Origin of the sequence: Saccharospirillum sp. (genome assembly GCF_040881935.1) — a bacterium.
Taxonomy (GTDB): domain Bacteria; phylum Pseudomonadota; class Gammaproteobacteria; order Pseudomonadales; family Natronospirillaceae; genus Saccharospirillum.
In genome coordinates, this window is the sequence record NZ_JBBECH010000030.1 from 100,505 (window position 1) to 117,369 (window position 16,865).

General features: G+C 55.8%; 12 protein-coding genes and 1 tRNA gene. 12 read left to right on the forward strand and 1 reads right to left on the reverse strand.

Annotated features, from left to right (window positions below; translation table 11 throughout):
- Positions 1-67 precede the first annotated feature (67 nt).
- The 7 genes from WEB54_RS04875 to WEB54_RS04905 all read left to right on the forward strand — a co-directional run bounded on the left by WEB54_RS04875 (position 68) and on the right by WEB54_RS04905 (position 9,042).
- Positions 68-1,267: an O-succinylhomoserine sulfhydrylase gene (locus WEB54_RS04875; protein WP_368053775.1), complete on the forward strand. Its 1,200-nt coding sequence runs from the start codon at positions 68-70 to the stop codon at positions 1,265-1,267.
- Positions 1,268-1,310: 43 nt separating this feature from the next.
- Positions 1,311-2,234 carry an AAA family ATPase gene (locus tag WEB54_RS04880; protein ID WP_368053777.1) on the forward strand — a complete coding sequence of 308 codons (924 nt, stop codon included), beginning with the start codon at positions 1,311-1,313 and terminating at the stop codon, positions 2,232-2,234.
- 12 nt (positions 2,235-2,246) lie between these two features.
- Positions 2,247-3,206, forward strand: coding sequence for a DUF58 domain-containing protein (locus WEB54_RS04885; RefSeq protein ID WP_368053779.1), 960 nt, complete (start codon positions 2,247-2,249; stop codon positions 3,204-3,206).
- Positions 3,203-5,185 (forward strand): DUF3488 and DUF4129 domain-containing transglutaminase family protein, encoded by a 1,983-nt coding sequence (locus WEB54_RS04890; protein WP_368053781.1) that lies wholly within the window; start codon positions 3,203-3,205, stop codon positions 5,183-5,185. The genes WEB54_RS04885 and WEB54_RS04890 overlap by 4 nt, the downstream gene beginning before the upstream one ends.
- Positions 5,186-5,651: 466 nt before the next feature.
- Positions 5,652-7,112 carry a glyceraldehyde-3-phosphate dehydrogenase gene (locus WEB54_RS04895; RefSeq protein ID WP_368053783.1) on the forward strand — a complete coding sequence of 487 codons (1,461 nt, stop codon included), beginning with the start codon at positions 5,652-5,654 and terminating at the stop codon, positions 7,110-7,112.
- A gap of 230 nt (positions 7,113-7,342) precedes the next feature.
- On the forward strand, positions 7,343-8,824 hold the full coding sequence (gltX, locus tag WEB54_RS04900; RefSeq protein ID WP_368053805.1) for a glutamate--tRNA ligase: 1,482 nt from the start codon (positions 7,343-7,345) through the stop codon (positions 8,822-8,824).
- A 142-nt stretch (positions 8,825-8,966) separates the two neighbouring features.
- Positions 8,967-9,042, forward strand: a tRNA-Ala gene (locus tag WEB54_RS04905).
- Positions 9,043-9,411: 369 nt separating this feature from the next.
- Here WEB54_RS04905 and WEB54_RS04910 read toward each other — a convergent pair.
- Positions 9,412-11,217, reverse strand: a complete 1,806-nt coding sequence (locus WEB54_RS04910) for a glycerophosphodiester phosphodiesterase family protein (protein WP_368053785.1) — start codon at positions 11,215-11,217, stop codon at positions 9,412-9,414.
- A 205-nt stretch (positions 11,218-11,422) separates the two neighbouring features.
- Here WEB54_RS04910 and WEB54_RS04915 point away from each other — a divergent pair, with 205 nt between their 5' ends.
- From WEB54_RS04915 to WEB54_RS04935, 5 genes are all read left to right on the forward strand, one after another.
- The gene (locus WEB54_RS04915; protein ID WP_368053787.1) at positions 11,423-12,211 is read left to right on the forward strand and encodes a hypothetical protein; all 789 of its coding nucleotides are present in this window, start codon (positions 11,423-11,425) and stop codon (positions 12,209-12,211) included.
- Between the two features lie 423 nt (positions 12,212-12,634).
- Positions 12,635-13,747 carry an extracellular solute-binding protein gene (locus WEB54_RS04920; protein WP_368053789.1) on the forward strand — a complete coding sequence of 371 codons (1,113 nt, stop codon included), beginning with the start codon at positions 12,635-12,637 and terminating at the stop codon, positions 13,745-13,747.
- 127 nt (positions 13,748-13,874) lie between these two features.
- On the forward strand, positions 13,875-14,975 hold the full coding sequence (locus tag WEB54_RS04925; protein ID WP_368053791.1) for an ABC transporter ATP-binding protein: 1,101 nt from the start codon (positions 13,875-13,877) through the stop codon (positions 14,973-14,975).
- Entirely contained in the window at positions 14,968-15,855 is an 888-nt protein-coding gene (locus WEB54_RS04930) for an ABC transporter permease (protein ID WP_368053793.1), read from the forward strand. The genes WEB54_RS04925 and WEB54_RS04930 overlap by 8 nt, the downstream gene beginning before the upstream one ends.
- Positions 15,852-16,664 carry an ABC transporter permease gene (locus WEB54_RS04935; RefSeq protein ID WP_368053795.1) on the forward strand — a complete coding sequence of 271 codons (813 nt, stop codon included), beginning with the start codon at positions 15,852-15,854 and terminating at the stop codon, positions 16,662-16,664. Before WEB54_RS04930 ends, WEB54_RS04935 begins: the two co-directional genes overlap by 4 nt.
- Positions 16,665-16,865: the final 201 nt, after the last annotated feature.

Sequence of the window (16,865 nt, forward strand, 5' to 3'; positions counted from 1 at the left end):
CGGCACCACGCGCAGGGCCGCTACCGGCGTGGCAGGTCACAATCACTTTTAAGCACTGGGGACTCAGATGACCGATTCGCGCGAAGACGCCATCAACAAGGCCCGGCCAGCTACCCGTGCTGTGCGCGGTGGCTATCGACATACGGCTGAAATGGAGCATTCCGAAGCGCTGTTCATGACGTCGTCTTATGTGTTTGATAGCGCCGCCGACGCAGCTGCGACCTTTTCGGGTGACAGGGAAGGTAACGTATATACACGCTATACCAATCCGACGGTTCAGTCGTTCGAAGCACGTCTGGCCCTGCTTGAAGGTGGTGAGGCCTGTGCGGCGACCAGCTCGGGCATGGCCGCCATTTTCAGTGTATGCATGGCGTTCCTGAAAAGCGGAGACCACTTAGTCTCTTCGCGCAGTATTTTTGGTTCGACCAATGTGGTGTTCAACCGCTATCTGGAGCGGTTTGGTGTGTCCACTACCTACGTTGACCCTAAAGATGTCGATGCCTGGCAGGCGGCGATACAGCCCAATACCCGGTTATTGTTTCTGGAAACACCGTCGAACCCCCTATCTGAAGTAACCGATCTTGAAGCCGTGGCGGCCATCGCCCGCAAGGCCAATGCACTGCTGATTGTAGATAACTGCTTCTGCACACCGGCGTTGCAACGCCCGCTCGAGCTGGGTGCCGATATGGTGATTCACTCGGCCACCAAGTTTATCGACGGGCAGGGCCGTGCTCTGGGAGGCGCCGTCGTGGGTCGTCAGGAACAGATCAGTGAGATCATTGGCTTTTTGCGCAGCGCAGGCCCGAGCATGAGCCCTTTCAACGCCTGGATCTTCCTGAAAGGTCTGGAGACGCTCGATCTGCGTATGAAACAGCATTGCGCCAATGCACAAGCACTGGCGGAGTGGTTGGAACGCCAGCCCGCGGTGACCCAAGTGCATTACCTGGGATTGCCGTCACACCCGCAGCACGCTCTGGCCAGGCGCCAGCAATCCGGATTTGGCGGCGTACTTAGTTTCGTGGTTCAGGGCGGGCAGGAGGCCGCCTGGTCGGTCATCGATGCGACGCGCATCCTGTCGATCACCGCGAACCTGGGCGATACCAAGACCACCATCACTCACCCCTATACCACCACTCATGGTCGGGTGGATGAAGCCACCAAACTGGCAGCGGGTATTGTGCCCGGTTTGATTCGTATCGCGGTGGGGCTGGAAGACGTTGAAGACATGAAAGACGATCTTGCTCGCGGCTTGAAGGCACTGGGCTGATACTCGACCGACACTTAAGCAATTAATATAAGGAATGCACTGCATGACCGATATCGCCACGGTAACCCAACAGCTGCTGGCTCAGGCTGGCAAGGTGGTGTCCGGTAAGGATGAGGTGGTGCGTCTGGCCTGGGTGGCGATTCTGAGTGACGGTCATGTGTTGCTAGAAGACTTGCCCGGCGTTGGCAAGACTTCTCTGGCTCAGACTCTGGGCCGGTTGTTGTCTCTGGATTATCAGCGGGTGCAATTCACGTCGGATTTGCTGCCGGCTGATGTTATCGGTGCCCAGGTGTATCGGCGCGAGCAGGAGGCGTTTCAGTTTCATCCTGGCCCGGTGTTTACCCAGTTGTTGTTGGCTGACGAGCTGAACCGGGCTACGCCCAAGGCTCAAAGCGCCTTGCTGGAGGCGATGGAAGAAGGGCAGGTCAGCTCCGATGGAGTGACTCATGCCTTGCCGGTGCCGTTTCATGTGATCGCTACGCAGAACCCGCAAAGCCAGGCCGGTACCTATCCGTTACCGGAATCCCAGCTAGACCGCTTTTTTATGCGACTGAGTCTTGGCTATCCCGATCTCGAATCTGAGAAAGGCCTGCTCAGCGGCACACGCGGGCGATCCCAACTGGCGGATCTCAAACCCATACTGACCACTGAACGGCTGCAAACGTTTAAAACTGAGGTTGAGGCCGTGAAAGCCTCCGATGCGGTGTTGAATTATGTCATGCGCCTGGTTCATAGCTCGCGAGAATCTGGCCTGTGTCGGCTTGGGTTGTCGCCACGCGGTGCTCTGGCACTGATGACCGCTGCGCGGGCCATGGCATTGGTGGAAGGGCGCCGGTATGTGATGCCCGACGACGTACAGCGCGTTTTTCCGGCCGTGGCCGGGCATCGGATTCAGGGTCAGCGTGAACACGACACAGCTGTGCTGGTGCAGCGGATTCTGGACGAAGTGGATGTTATCGCAGCCTGAGGCCGCTTTGTGATGCGCTGGCCAACCCCGGTACAGCGTCGCCTGGATGCCTGGGTGCAGCGTCGACTGCCTCCAGGTCGTGAAGTGACGCTCAAGCAATCCCGTATCTTCATCGTACCGACCCGCCAGGGTCTGCTGATGCTGGGTCTGGCATTGGTTGTTTTGCTGCTGGCGATCAATTTTGAAAGTTCTCTCAATTATGCCCTGGGTTTTTGGCTGATCGCCATGCTCTGGGCGGCCGTGCACCTGACCTATCGCAATCTGTCCGGGCTGGTGGTGCGGGCGGAGCAGGCCAGTCTGGTCGAAGCAGGGGAGAACGCCACCTACTCATTATTGCTGAGCTCTTTCCGGACACGGTACCGGGGGCCGCTCGAATTTCATCATGATGACTGGGGGCAGATCGGTGTGGAAATGGACGGGCGTGATACCCCGGTCACCCTGAGCCGTCCGACGACCCGGCGCGGACGCCAGCCACTGCCAAGATTCAGACTGGAAAGCCGTTATCCCTTTGGCCTGATAGTAGCCTGGTCGCACATCAAAATGGATCTGGACGCCTGGGCCTATCCCGAACCTGTTGAACAGCCACTTCAGCCCGTCGGCACCGAGCCGGATGGCGAGGTCAGCAACGATCATTTCATCAAGACCGGAACCGAAGACTTTCACTCGTTACGTGAGTATCAGGCGGGCGATTCAGTACACCGAATGCATTGGCCTTCCTTTTCACGGGGTGAACTGGTGGTAAAACATTTTGTTGATTACCAGGCGGCGGATCAGTGGCTGGACTGGGATGCATTCCCGGGTATTGCGATCGAACTGCGGTTGTCGGCGCTGGCCTGGCACATGAACCGCTGTCATCAACAGGATCGGCCTTTTGGTTTGCGTCTGCCAGACCATGAGATAGCTCCAGACAAGGGTCAGCGACATCTGGAGCGATGCCAGCGTGCACTGGCGGAATTTGGAGAGGTGATATGACCCAGTATGTGCCCGTCATGCGTCGGGTGATGCCGCTGTCTGTATTATGGGTGTTACTGTTGGTGCAGGGCATTATGGTGTTGCCATTCCTGTTCTATTTACCGCTCTGGCTGGGGGCAGTATTTGGGTTGGTGCTCATGTGGCGCTGGCGCGTGACACACGGGGAGATGCGTCAGGCACCGCGCAGCCTGATCATTCTGGCCATTCTGGTGGGCATTGGTGGTCTGTTGCTCAGTGGGCTGAGAGCCTACAACCTGGACAGCGCCGTTGCCCTGTGTGTATTGGGCTACTTGCTTAAATCGCTGGAAGTCATGCGTCGTCGTGACGGTATTTTCCAGGTGTATCTCGGGTATTTTCTGACCGGTATTTTCCTACTGTACAACTACACGCCAGACGGGGCTCTGCTCGCCGTTATCATGGTGCTCGCCAATACCCTGGCACTGCACGCGATTACCGCAGACCATACATTTCGCTGGAAGCGCGGAACGAAGCTGAGCCTGGCGCTGATGGTCGCGGCGATACCTATCATGATCGTGGGTTTTCTGTTTTTTCCGCGTTTGCCGCCGCTGTGGTCCATCCCCAATGATGAGCGTGGCGTTCAGACCGGCATGTCCGATCAGGTTGACCCTGGCAGTATCGCCTCGCTGGCCCAGAGCACGGCGCCAGCCTTTCGGGTCCAGTTCGAGGGTGAGCTGCCACCACGCCAACAATGGTACTGGCGGGGCACGACACTGGGTGATTTTGATGGCCGTAGCTGGCGTGCCCATTTTCGTGATCGAAATCGTTTTCAGTGGCCACGCGGTCAGTTACCCTTGGCAACACCGGATGCAGAGCGTTATGACTACTCGGTGGTGCTTGAGGCCACGCAGCAACACTGGCTGTATTTTCTGGACTGGCCCACGCAAATACGCGGTGAGGATGTTTTTGTCTTGCCCGATGGTCGTGCCGCTCGCCGCAATAGCCTGAGCCAGACCTACCGCTACGAGGCGCAATCAGCATCGGATGTTGACTGGTTCGATGAAGTTGGCTTGCAGTATTATCAGCGCTTGCCAAATCAGGGGAATGAGGCGTTGCGACAGTGGGGGCTCGCGCAGCGCGACGCAGCGGGGTCTGATGTGGCTTACCTGGAGGCCATTCTGGCGCATATTCGAAATGAGCCGTTTCGATATACTTTGCGGCCACCGTTGTATCCGTCGGCCGACAGTCTGAGTGACTTCTGGTTCGATGGCCGGGCTGGTTTTTGCTCGCATTACGCCAGTGCGGTGGCCTATTTGGCCCGTGTAGCTGACATTCCATCGCGTCTGGTGGGCGGCTACCTGGGTGGCAGCTATAATGAAAATGGTAATTATATTCAGGTTCGTCAAATGGAAGCCCACGTCTGGGTTGAAGTCTGGCTCAACGGCCGGTGGCAGCGTATCGACCCTACAGCCGCAGTAGCGCCGGGCCGGACTGATACCAACCTGGACGATTGGCTCAGTGCAGACAACCCGTCGGATTTGCCCTTTGGGGTGCGTGTTGGTCGAAACCTGGGGCCGGTCAATGAATTACGGTTTTGGTGGGATTCGGTGCAGTACCAATGGCAGGTATCGGTGTTGAATTACCAGCAAAGCAACGCCCTGGGATTGCTGGAAGCGCGTTTCGGTCGCATAAACCCCTGGCATGCAGCCGTGTTTATGACCATTTTTCTTGGCGTTCTGGGAGTATTAATGGCCTGGTTTACCGGTCTGTTACACCTTCCCAGGCGTCAGGCCGAACCCTGGGCCAGCCTGGGTAAGTTAGAACGACAATTAGGCGCAAGACGCACCGGTGAGACGGTTGCCGATTTTATGGCCCGACTTGCCCTTGAGCATCCGGGTCAGCGGGAAGCGTTGGCACGATTGGCACAACTGATAGATACTTTGGCCTATGATCCTCAGGCTAACCTGGATGCGTCACGACGCCGCGAGCTCAATCAGCGAGTTGAAGCTTGCCTGAAATGAGTCGCCGAAACTCGGATAGGGCGGTGATTTCGAATCTCCATATATAGCGTTTAAAATCACTCTCTGTGAAAAATATTATTCGAATCCCGCAGTACTAAAATTCCGTAACTCCCTTTCAAGTTCTTTGGTCGCATTCGCGGGTTTTGTTACCGGATATTTCGGGACAGGCTGATGCTGGCTGCTTTCCAGTCCATTTTTTGCTGGCCTTTGTGATTCAGCACCGGATAAATATTTCAGTTTCCAGATCACTTTGTGGTAATTAACTTTCAATCCGCCATGGTCTCTGTATAAGCTGTCAAATAATGACAATTATTTCCTGACAAAGCATCTCGTACCACAGGCTCACCTGCTCTAGAATCCGTCCCAACCCGGATGATATCGGGATTTGAAACTACCAATTATTCTGTGACAACCCGCTCTGGTTGTCCGGACTCAACGACCCAATCACCTGGAAAGAGGACTGAGTGTGAATCAAGCCGCCGTCGATCAGACCCTGCTGCGCTGGCAGGAAAAGGAAGCCCTGGCCGAAGCCATGATCCCGATCATCGGGCGTCTGTACCGTAAGAACAACGTGATTACGTCGATCTATGGTCGTCAGATCATCAATCAGTCCGTTATACAATTGTTAAAAACCCATCGCTTTGTTCGCCAGGTGGAAGGCCATGAATTGTCGGTCAATGAGACTCTGGGGGTGCTGGAAATTATTGACGAAATGAAGCTGGCGCCGGCGCACATCGACATCGGTAAACTGGCGCTCAAACACAAGTCCCAGGCCATGGGTACGCCGTTACGGCATTTTCTGGAAGGCGAGCTGGCCGACCTGAAAGACGGCTACGACGCGAATGCGCGCTACCAGGCGCCGGCGAAAGACGTTGTATTGTACGGCTTTGGCCGTATCGGCCGGCTGCTGGCTCGGATTTTGATTGAAAAAGCGGGCGGTTCACCTCTGCGCCTCAGGGCCATTGTTGTTCGCCCGGGGGGTACCGATGATGATCTGGTAAAGCGTGCCAGTCTGCTGCGTCGCGATTCGGTTCATGGCAGTTTTGAAGGCACTATCACCGTCGATGCAGAGCACAACACCCTGGTGGTGAACGGCACTGCCATTCAGGTTATCTATGCCAAATCGCCAGCCGATGTTGATTACACCCAATACGGCATACGCGATGCCATTGTGGTCGATAACACCGGCATGTGGCGCGACCGCGACGGGCTTGGTCAGCACTTGAACTGCCCGGGTGCCAGCCGGGTTCTGCTGACTGCGCCGGGCAAGGGTGACATTAAAAACATCGTTCATGGCATCAACGATGCGTCGCTGACTGAGGCCGATACCATTGTCTCCGCCGCGTCCTGTACCACCAACGCCATTACGCCGGTTCTGAAAGCACTGAACGATGAATTCGGCATCGAAAACGGCCACGTTGAAACAGTTCACAGCTACACCAACGATCAAAACCTGATCGACAACTTCCACAAAGGTGAGCGCCGTGGCCGCAGTGCACCACTGAACATGGTGCTGACTGAGACTGGCGCCGCCAAAGCCGTTGCCAAAGCCTTGCCGGTGCTGGAAGGCAAACTGACCGGCAATGCCATTCGGGTGCCGACACCGAATGTGTCGATGGCGATTTTGAACCTGAATCTTGAGCGGGAAACCACGCGAGACGATCTGAACGATTATCTGCGTCATGTGGCCCTGTATTCAGACCTGAACAAACAGATCGACTACACCAATTCGCCCGAAGCAGTGTCGTCGGATTTTGTCGGCAATCGTAAAACCGGCATCGTCGACAGTGGTGCGACCATCGTGACCGGCAAGCGGGCAGTGGTCTACGTCTGGTACGACAACGAAGCAGGCTACAGCGCCCAGGTCGTGCGCACCATTCACGACATGGCCGGCATTCATTACCAGATATACCCGAAAACGGTTTAGAAAATAGAACCAATGGTCTCCACCCTTCGGTCGATTGCCCTCGACCGGAATACAAACCCTGCTGTTGGCAGGGTTTTTTTTGGGGGCCTTGTAATGGCGGGGTGTTCATTGAACGGCAGGGTGCTCAAACGAATAACACGGTAAACCCGGATTCACTGTGGCTCTTGGTGCCGGAGGGCCGGAACCGGTATACTGCCGCCCTTTCTCAAGGCATAAGAGACACCATGGCTATGACTAAGATCCGCACCCGTATCGCTCCGTCGCCGACCGGCGACCCGCACGTTGGCACGGCCTACATTGCCCTGTTTAATCGTGCTTTTGCCAAGAGCCAGGGCGGTGATTTCATTCTACGCATTGAAGACACAGACCAGGTGCGATCAACGCCAGAGTCCGAAGCCGCGATCCTCAATTCGTTGAACTGGCTGGGGTTAAGCTGGGACGAAGGTCCCGATTGCGGTGGTCCACACGGGCCCTATCGCCAAAGCGACCGCAAAGCGATATACCAGGATCACGCCGAAACCCTGCTTGAGAACGGTCATGCTTTCCATTGTTTTTGCACCGCTGAACGCCTCAACGAGATGCGCAAACACCAGCAGGAGCAGGGACTGTCGGGCTACGATGGTCACTGCCTGAACCTCGGTGAGGAAGCGGTCAACACTCGTCTGCAAGCCGGTGAGCCTTCGGTCGTACGAATGAAAGTGCCGCAGACTGGTCAGTGCGAAGTCGCAGATTTGCTGCGCGACCCGATTGCCATCGAATGGTCGCAGATCGACATGCAGGTATTGCTCAAATCAGACGGTATGCCAACCTACCACCTGGCCTGTGTGGTCGATGACCACCTGATGGAAATCAGCCACGTATTGCGTGGCGAGGAGTGGATTTCCTCAACACCGAAGCAGATTCTGTTGTATCAGTACTTCGGCTGGGAACCACCGGTGTTTTGTCATTTGCCGCTGTTGCGCAATGCTGATAAATCGAAACTGAGCAAGCGCAAGAACCCAACATCGATCGATTACTACCACAGCCTCGGCATTCTGCCGGAAGCGCTGATCAACTTCCTCGGCATGATGGGCTGGACCATGCCCAACGGCGAAGAAAAGTTCACCCTGGATGACATGATTGCCAACTTTGACGTGAAACGTATTTCGCTAGGCGGACCAGTGTTTGACCCGGAAAAACTAGACTGGTTGAACGGTCGCTACCTGCGCGAAGACCTCACGCCGGAGCAACTGCTGCAGCGTCTGCTCGACTGGAAATTCAATGCCGACTACGTCAGCCGTTTTATGCCGCTGGTTCAGCAACGCATTGAGCGCCTGAGTGATGTAGCGCCACTGGCCCAGTTTTTCTTCCAGGGCATGCCAACACTGACACCGGCGAGTTTTGAATCCGTAAAACTGGATGAAGACACGCTGAAGAAAACCCTGCAGCTGATTCTCTGGAAGCTGGAAGCCCAGCGTCACTGGGGCAAAGATAACATCATGGCCGATGTAAAAGCCGTAGCCGACCACCTTGAGCTGAAAATGCGCGATGTCATGGCGCCGCTGTTCATCGCCATCACCGGATCGGCAGCCTCGGTCTCGGTATTGGACGCCATGAACATCCTCGGTCCGGACATGACCCGGGGACGCTTGCGCCACGCCATCGAGGTTCTGGGCGGTCTGGGCAAGAAGAAACTGAAAAGCCTGGAAAAGGAACTGTCTGCCATCGGCTAAGGCCGACGGTGCCCGGGTGCAAGTTGTTGAATTAAAAGCAAAAACAGCTTGACACCCGGCGGGGCGATTCCTATTATTGCGCGCAATTCGAGGTGATGCCTTAGAGGCTGTCTGAGAATTACCTGGAAAACACCGAGAAATCGGGGCTATAGCTCAGCTGGGAGAGCGCCTGCATGGCATGCAGGAGGTCTGCGGTTCGATCCCGCATAGCTCCACCAAATTCTTTAAAAAAACCGGTCCTCGCGACCGGTTTTTTTATGGGTGCGGCGTCGAGGATCAGTTCCTGGCAGTGGCGTCGGCGCCGAACTGGGTATGCCTCTGCCAGGGTCGGCGTAAACCCGTCCGTGGGGCCAAGGCTTCGGCATCCATGCCTCAGACTACCCTGGCAGAGGCATACCCAGCCCGGAGCCTAAAACTGTGCCATAGCTGTGAGTGTGCTAATTTGCATCTGGATCATCATCCATAAAGCCTTTGGTATTCTCCCTGCAGTAGCACATAAGGTCTGCTTGGGCCGGCAAAGGCGTAGAGGTGACTCACCTGCAACCTCCCCAGATAACTCATGGTAGGCCAACCACTGGCACCAAAACTCACCACATCCAATTCCGCAACCTAAGCAACAACCGTTCGGGTTCTGACAGCTCGGCGCGCTCGGCCAGTAATTCGGCGAGCAGCTCAGGTCGGTCGGTGATGATGTTGTCGACGCCCTGATCGATCATTCTCGACATGCTGCGACGGTCGTTGACCGTCCAGACGTGAATCTCCTGGTGTTGCTGGCGTACGTTGCTGATGCGGGCGGGGCTGATCAGCGCATCTCGCAGTGCCAGTACATCAAAGGGTTGTCCATCGATCGAACCGATTACTGAATGGACCAGCAGGCTGGTGCGTAATTCGGGAGCCAGTAGTTGTGCCTGGCGCAGCACGGCGGGTTCGAGCGCGGCGAACAAGGTCTGATCGATCATGTCTTCCTGTTCTAGCGTTTCTATTACCTTGCGCACCAGCCCCGGGCTTTGTGGGCTGGCTTTCACTTCCAGATAGAGAGTTGCGCGGCCGCGCATCAGGTCAATGGCCTCGACGAGGGTGGGGATTCGGGTGCCCTCAAACGCCGGGCTAAACCAGCTGCCCGCATCCATTGCCTGTATTTCGGCAAGGGTGAGGTTCCAAACATCTCTCGGGTCACCGGCGACGCGCAACAGGTCTTTGTCGTGCAATAGTACCAGATGGCCATCGGCGGTCTGCCGTACGTCCAGTTCGACATAGTCGGCGCCGTCATCAATGGCATACTCAATAGCCGCCAGTGAATTGTCCGGAGCTTTCAGCGAGCTGCCTCTGTGGGCGGTAATCGCGATATCTTCCGGTGTATTCCAGCTATTGAACACAAACCCGACTTGTATCAGCGCCAACAGCACGACGATAAGTTCGATCCCCCAGGCCAGCACGCCTACCTGCCTGGGTTCCGGATCCGGTGGCAGGCCAACATGGCGGCCCTGGCCGCGTTGATACAACTTCAGAATTACCAGACTGTTCAGGCTGACGCCAATGAAGCCTGCCGCTACCGCGAGCACGGCATAGATGATAATCAACAGGATCATGACCGGGATCAGCAGGCTGTAAAACTCGGGCAGAATGGCCAGCAACCCCTTGGCCATCCCTTCGAACACCAGTGCCAGAATCACCGGCAGCAGGGCAACACCGCCGCCTGCTGTCAGTAACAGGGCAGCAATGTTGAGTCGTGCACCCCGGCTGAGTTGCGCACTGCGCTTCAGAGCCTGGCGCGGCGGTAATTCTTCCAGCAGCAGGATCGGCAATGCCAGCACCCAGCGCAGATAGAGACTGCCATTAACCACCGCCATAATTGCAAACATCGCGCCCATGATCGCCAGAAAGCCCCAGTAGGCGGGTGGCTTTTCGGTGATCACGTAATACAAATCGTAATCGGTCAGCAGGGTGTTGAACGACAGAATGATGATGAGCAGAAAGGGGGCGGCCACCAGCAATTGCACGAACACCTGAATACCGGCCAGACGAAGCAGTCTGGGCAGTCGGTGGGCAACCCGCCAGAGCGCACTGGCGGAGGTGTGAAAGCGATTGTCACGACCGTGCGAGACAATCAGCATCATGCCCGCGTGCTGCAGAAACACGGCCACAATTGCCAGTGTGCCAGACACCAGGATCCACAACAGGCCCGCCGGTGATATCAGAAACCTGGCCAGATCAACATTGCTGATCAGCGAGGCGTCGGCAAGGTTGACCAAAACCGATAACAGCCAGCCTGAAACAGGCGACAACAGACTGAAGGCCAGGATGGTAAAATAAACGTGAAACGCCAGCAGGGGACGCCGGTGATAACGCAGGCTGGCTAGCGCATGACGAAACAGATGTCGGTTGGTAACCATAGCCTCCCGGCAAAATACAGTCGATATAGCGGTTGATTCAGCAATAAAATCAGCGATTTTAGAACCCAAACTATACCTGATCGGGATGAAAACGTCTCCGCTTCGGTGGGTAGGTGGTATCGTTGCATTCGTCAGTTGAAAAAACCGCAAACAGGAGAATACCGCTTTGGTAATGCAGGGCTCATTTCAGGTAAGGCGGGTGCTGGTGAGCGTTATTCTGGCGATTGTGATCGTGCCTCTGGCCGTTGCCGATCGCTTCGGCCTGGCACTTTCACCGGCACAGCTGGATTGGGTTGGGGCCCGAATATACCAGAACGAATGTGCCAGTAGAGCGGAATGTCTGGTGCACTGGAACGAAGGCGAGGCCTTTCCGTCCCTGGGTATCGGGCACTTTATCTGGTATCCCACCGGTGTGGACGAGCCTTTTGTGGAAAGTTTTCCCGCCTGGGTTCAGTTTGCGCTGGACGCGGTAGATCCGGTACCTCAGTGGCTGACAGAGCTAACCCCGATGGACGCTCCCTGGCCGAACCGAAACCAGTTTCTGGCGGTTGAAAACGATGCGCGCCTGGCGACATTGCGTGACTGGCTGGTCGACTCCCAAGGCCTACAAGTGGCCTTTATTCTGGCTCGGGCACAGGCATCACTGGAGCGAGTGATTGAGGCGGCGCCTGTTGAACAGCAAGCTCGGTTGTCGGGCTATCTGGCCGCCCTCACCGCCACGCCCGGAGGCAGCTACGCACTGATCGATTATGTGAATTTCAAAGGCGAGGGGTTGGCACCCGGCGAGGCCTATCAGGGTGAGGGGTGGGGCGTGTTGCAGGTGTTGCAGCAGATGACTTGGTACCCGGAGCACAGGGCCCTGGACGCCTTTCGCCAGGCCGCCGCCGATGTGCTGACCCGAAGAGCGGCCAATGCGCCCCGGGCTATCGAACGGGATCGCTGGTTACCTGGCTGGCTAAACCGTCTTGAGACGTATAGGGAACCTCCTTCATAGCGTTTGCCAGAAAATGGTCGACCAAGCCCACCTTTTGACTGAGGCGCCTAGACCTAACCGGGTGTTCGAGTTACCTCTGCATTCTGCCTGTATTTTTCAAAATGCCTTCTATACTGAGGTTCGGTTCAGTCACGTCCGTTTTTACGGTTGGCAGAGCTGTGTCTAAAACGACGTCGTAGGCCAGGTTGATGATCAATAGAAGGTGAAGAATCCAAAAAAATGACATAAAAACATCACATTCTTGTCATATTTATATTAGATTCTATATTGAACGCTTGTTCAACAAAGCGCGTTCAGTCAACTTCGTGCCATACATGCACTGATTCCATGCACTGATTCAAAGATACAGCGTGCAAAGACTGCTTGATAGAACGACTACTCAGAGAACGACAACCGTTATAGAAAAACAACAGGAGTGGGACCATGACCTTTACAAGACGGAAGTTTATAAAAACATCCATGGCCGCTGGCGCGATTGCCGCCAGTCCCTTCTACATCAATCGGGCCCTGGCCGAGAGCCAGGAGCTGCGGATCTACGCCTGGGCCGGCTACATCACCGATGAAATGCTGAACGATTTTCGTGAGAAGACCGGCATCAACGCAACCTTCACACCCTACGGCACCAACGATGAACTGATGAACAGCCTGCGCGCCACCGACGGGTCGGGTTTCGACATCATTATGCCGACGGTTGACCGGGTACCGGGCTATGTGGATTTTGACCTGGTGCAGGCGCTGGACACCAGCCGCATCAACTGGGACGGCGCTCTGGAAAGCTCGATCGAAGGCTCAGAAGTAGGTGGCGTGGTCAATGGTGAGCGTTATTTCGCACCGTCCGACTGGGGCACCGAGGCCATTGCTTACCACACCGATTATTCCAGTATCAACCGTAACAATCTGAGCTATGGCGATTTGTGGAATCCCGACCACGGCACCGGTGTTACTGTGCGCGGCCACTCGGCGCTGATCGGTATCGGCCTGTGGCTGGAGCAGCAGGGCCGTCTGCCGTTCCCATTGCTGGATATGTTCCAGGGTGAAGCGGCTGCCCGTGCCAACTTTGACGAAATTCTGAAGGTGGCCGTTGAGCACAAAGGTATGATCGCCCAGTTCTGGAACACTGAAAACGAAGCTCAGGGTGCATTCCGCACCAACGGCGCCGTCGTTGGACAAACCTGGGACAGTACTGCGTTTAACCTGATCCAGGAAGGTCAGCCGATCGCTTACGCGGCGCCCAAAGAAGGGGCGTTGGCGTGGATGGAAGGTTTCGTTATTCCGAAGAATGCGCAGAACGTCGATGCGGTGTACGAGTTCATTAACTGGTATTACACCCCTGAAGCGGGTGCCATGTTTGTGAAGGCCACCGGTTACAACTCGACGGCTCGCGGTGCAGAAGCCCTGCTGCCGCAGGCAACCAAAGATTTCTTCACCAACTCCTACACAGCGCAGGATCTGGCGAACTTGTGGTGGTGGCCCATCCAGGAACCCTGGTATGTGTCGATCCGCAACGAGTATCAGGACCGGTACTTGTCAGCCTGATCGATCTGAACAGACCCGCTCATGTCAGCGGATTTATAACAGCCCCGCCCAGCGGGGCTTTGGTCGTTCCGGGATGGAAGACCTGACTATTGTAGGTATCAGGGATGCTTAGATAGGAAGTACTGCTATGGACAGTCGAGTCCATCTTGACAACATTTCCATGAAATTCGGCGACTTCACGGCCGTTCAGCCGCTGGATCTGGACATTCAATCCGGTGAGTTTTTCAGTTTTCTGGGCCCGTCGGGCTGCGGTAAAACCACTTTGCTGAACATTGTCAGCGGTTTTCTCACCCCGACCACCGGGGCCGTTAATATTGGTACCGAACCCATGGCCGCGGTGCCTGCCAACAAGCGGCCCACCTCGATGATTTTTCAGAATCTGGCCTTGTTCCCGCTGATGAGCGTGGCGGAAAACATCGAATTCGGTTTGGAAGTGAGAGGCGTTAGTAAGCCTGAACGCCGCAAGGTATCGGACCGGTTGCTGGAACTGGTGGACTTGCGCGGCAGTGGCCAATACCGGATCGACGATCTGTCCGGTGGACAGAAACAACGGGTGGCTATTGCCCGGGCTCTGGCCGTGGAACCTAAAGTCTTGCTGCTGGATGAACCCCTCTCGGCGCTCGACCTGAAACTGCGTCAGCACATGCGTACGGAACTGAAAGAAATTCAGCGGCGCACCGAAATTACCTTCATCTACATTACCCACGATCAGGGTGAAGCCCTGACCATGTCGGACCGGGTCGCGGTTATGTCGGCGGGTCGGTTGCAGCAGGTCGATACCCCGATTGAACTGTATCGCCAGCCAAAAACCGCCTTTGTGGCCGAGTTTGTCGGTGAAAATAACCGTTTATCGGGTAAAGTGGTCTCGGTTGACGGTGAAGAGGTGCTGGTCGACTGTGGCGAAGCAGGGCAGTTCAGAGGTCGGGTCGGGGCAAAGCTTGAGCCGGGCCAGCCTTGTGGACTTTATGTTCGTCCCGAAAGTCTTCAGGCAGCGACAGCACAGGATGTGAACCGCGTGGATGTCAGTGTCGAAACCGTTAATTTTGAAGGCGCACACTTAACGCTGGAAACCCGTCATGCCCAGTTGCCGGCAATGATTCACGTTCAGGCCGACCAGCGTGCCTATGGCGGCCAGGTCCAGCAGGGCGCGTCGCTGTCACTGGGCTTCCAGGTTGCCGAGACCGTGGTATTGCCTGAATACGGCCCCCTGGAGGCAGCGCATGATTAAGCAACTGACCGCTCGTTTCGGCGGGCCGATGACGCTGGTCGTGCTGCTGTTGTTGTGGTTCTGGCTGATTGTACTGGTGTTGTTGCCGCAACTGATCATGATCGACTACTCGTTCAAACCCAACCTGATTCCCAGCCAGTACGGTGGCCCTGAAGATGTTTATACGCTGGGCAACTATCAGACCCTGATCAACAACGACATTCACCGCACCATCTTTTTCAAGACGATCTGGTCCAGCATTCTGGTGACGGTACTGACCTTGATGGTGTCTTATCCGGTGGCGTATTTTCTGGCGCAACTGGCAACTGCCAAACAGGTGATGCTGATCGCGCTGTTGCTGGTGATTCCGTATTGGATCAATGAAATCCTGCGCACTTTTTCCTGGTATCTGATTCTGTCGTTTCAGGGGCCACTGAACGCCTTGCTGCTGGGGTTGGGGTTTATTGACCGGCCCATTCGGTTTTTGTCCGGTGATGGCGGCGTGTTGATCGGTATGGTTTACGCCTACATCTTGTTTATGGTGTTCCCGTTGTACAACGCCATCGAAAGTCTCGATAACAACCAGGTGCGGGCCGCCCGTAACCTTGGGGCCGGGCTGATTCGCATTCACTGGCGCATTGTTATTCCACATGCGAAACCCGGCATAGCCACTGGTTGCATTATGGTGTTTATGCTGGCTGCGGGCAGTTACGCGGTACCCGCACTCTTAGGCTCGCCGGGCAGCCGCTGGTTCACCCAGATCATCTACAACTGGTTCTTTGAAGGAGGCGACTGGAACATGGGGGCGGCCTACGCCTTTGTTCTGCTGATTCTCTGTATTGGCTTCATCTCAGCCGTGATGAAGGTGTTCCGCATCGGCCTTGGGGATATCGGAAAATGACCTCGCAACGACTTATGTATTGGAGCATTCGTTTTTATCTGGTGGTGTTCTTCATCTATTTGTTTACGCCGCTGGTGATCATGTCGGTGGCGACCTTTAACGATAGTCGTTTTCCAACCATCTGGCCCTGGCGGGACACTACCTGGCGCTGGTTTGGTGAACTGGCCAACGATACCGCTATGTGGGGGGCATTGCTGAACAGCTTTATCGTGGGCCTTGGGGTGCTGGCACTGGCAGTACCGATCGGTGTTTCAGCCGGGTTGTTTTTGTCGACCTATGAAGGCAAAGGGAAGAATTTCTACTACAGCCTGATGCTGTCCCCCCTACTGACGCCGGGGGTTATCATCGGTATTTCGACACTGATATTCTGGCGAAACCTGGGTGTCAGTGGCGGCATTGGTTTAACGGTTATCGCACAGGCAACGTTCATCTCCGCCTACGTCATGTTGATGGTTCTGGCACGATTGCAACGCTTCGACAGGACCCTGGAGCGTGCTGCCTACAGTCTGGGCGCGACTCACTCTCAGGTCGTTCGACGGGTACTGCTGCCGTATCTGAAACCGGCTATTCTGACCGCGGCTGTTATCGCCTTTCTGCAGTCGTTCGAAAACTACAACACAACGCTCTTTGTGCGCGGTTTCGATACCACTCTGACGGTTTATATTGCCACCAAGGTGCGGACTGGCCTGACCCCGGCGGTTAACGCGCTCGGTTTGATTATGATTCTGGTGACGCTGGTGCTGGCCGTGGCCTACGAAGTGTTGCGCCGCCGGGAGCAGCAGCGAAAAGACGCCCGACAAAACGACTGAACCCCAACCCTTCTCCCGACTGGTAAAACGCTGTTTAGTGCATCGCCCGATGCGCTTCGATGGCGTTTTACCCTCTTTTTTTACCCCTGTTTAAAAAATTCCAGTCCGGCACGGTGCCCATGGGTACGGCTTTTGCGGGGAATTGTAAAGCCGTCTGTACCTGGGGTCCGGTGTACCAATGGCATTCACAGGCGTATGGTA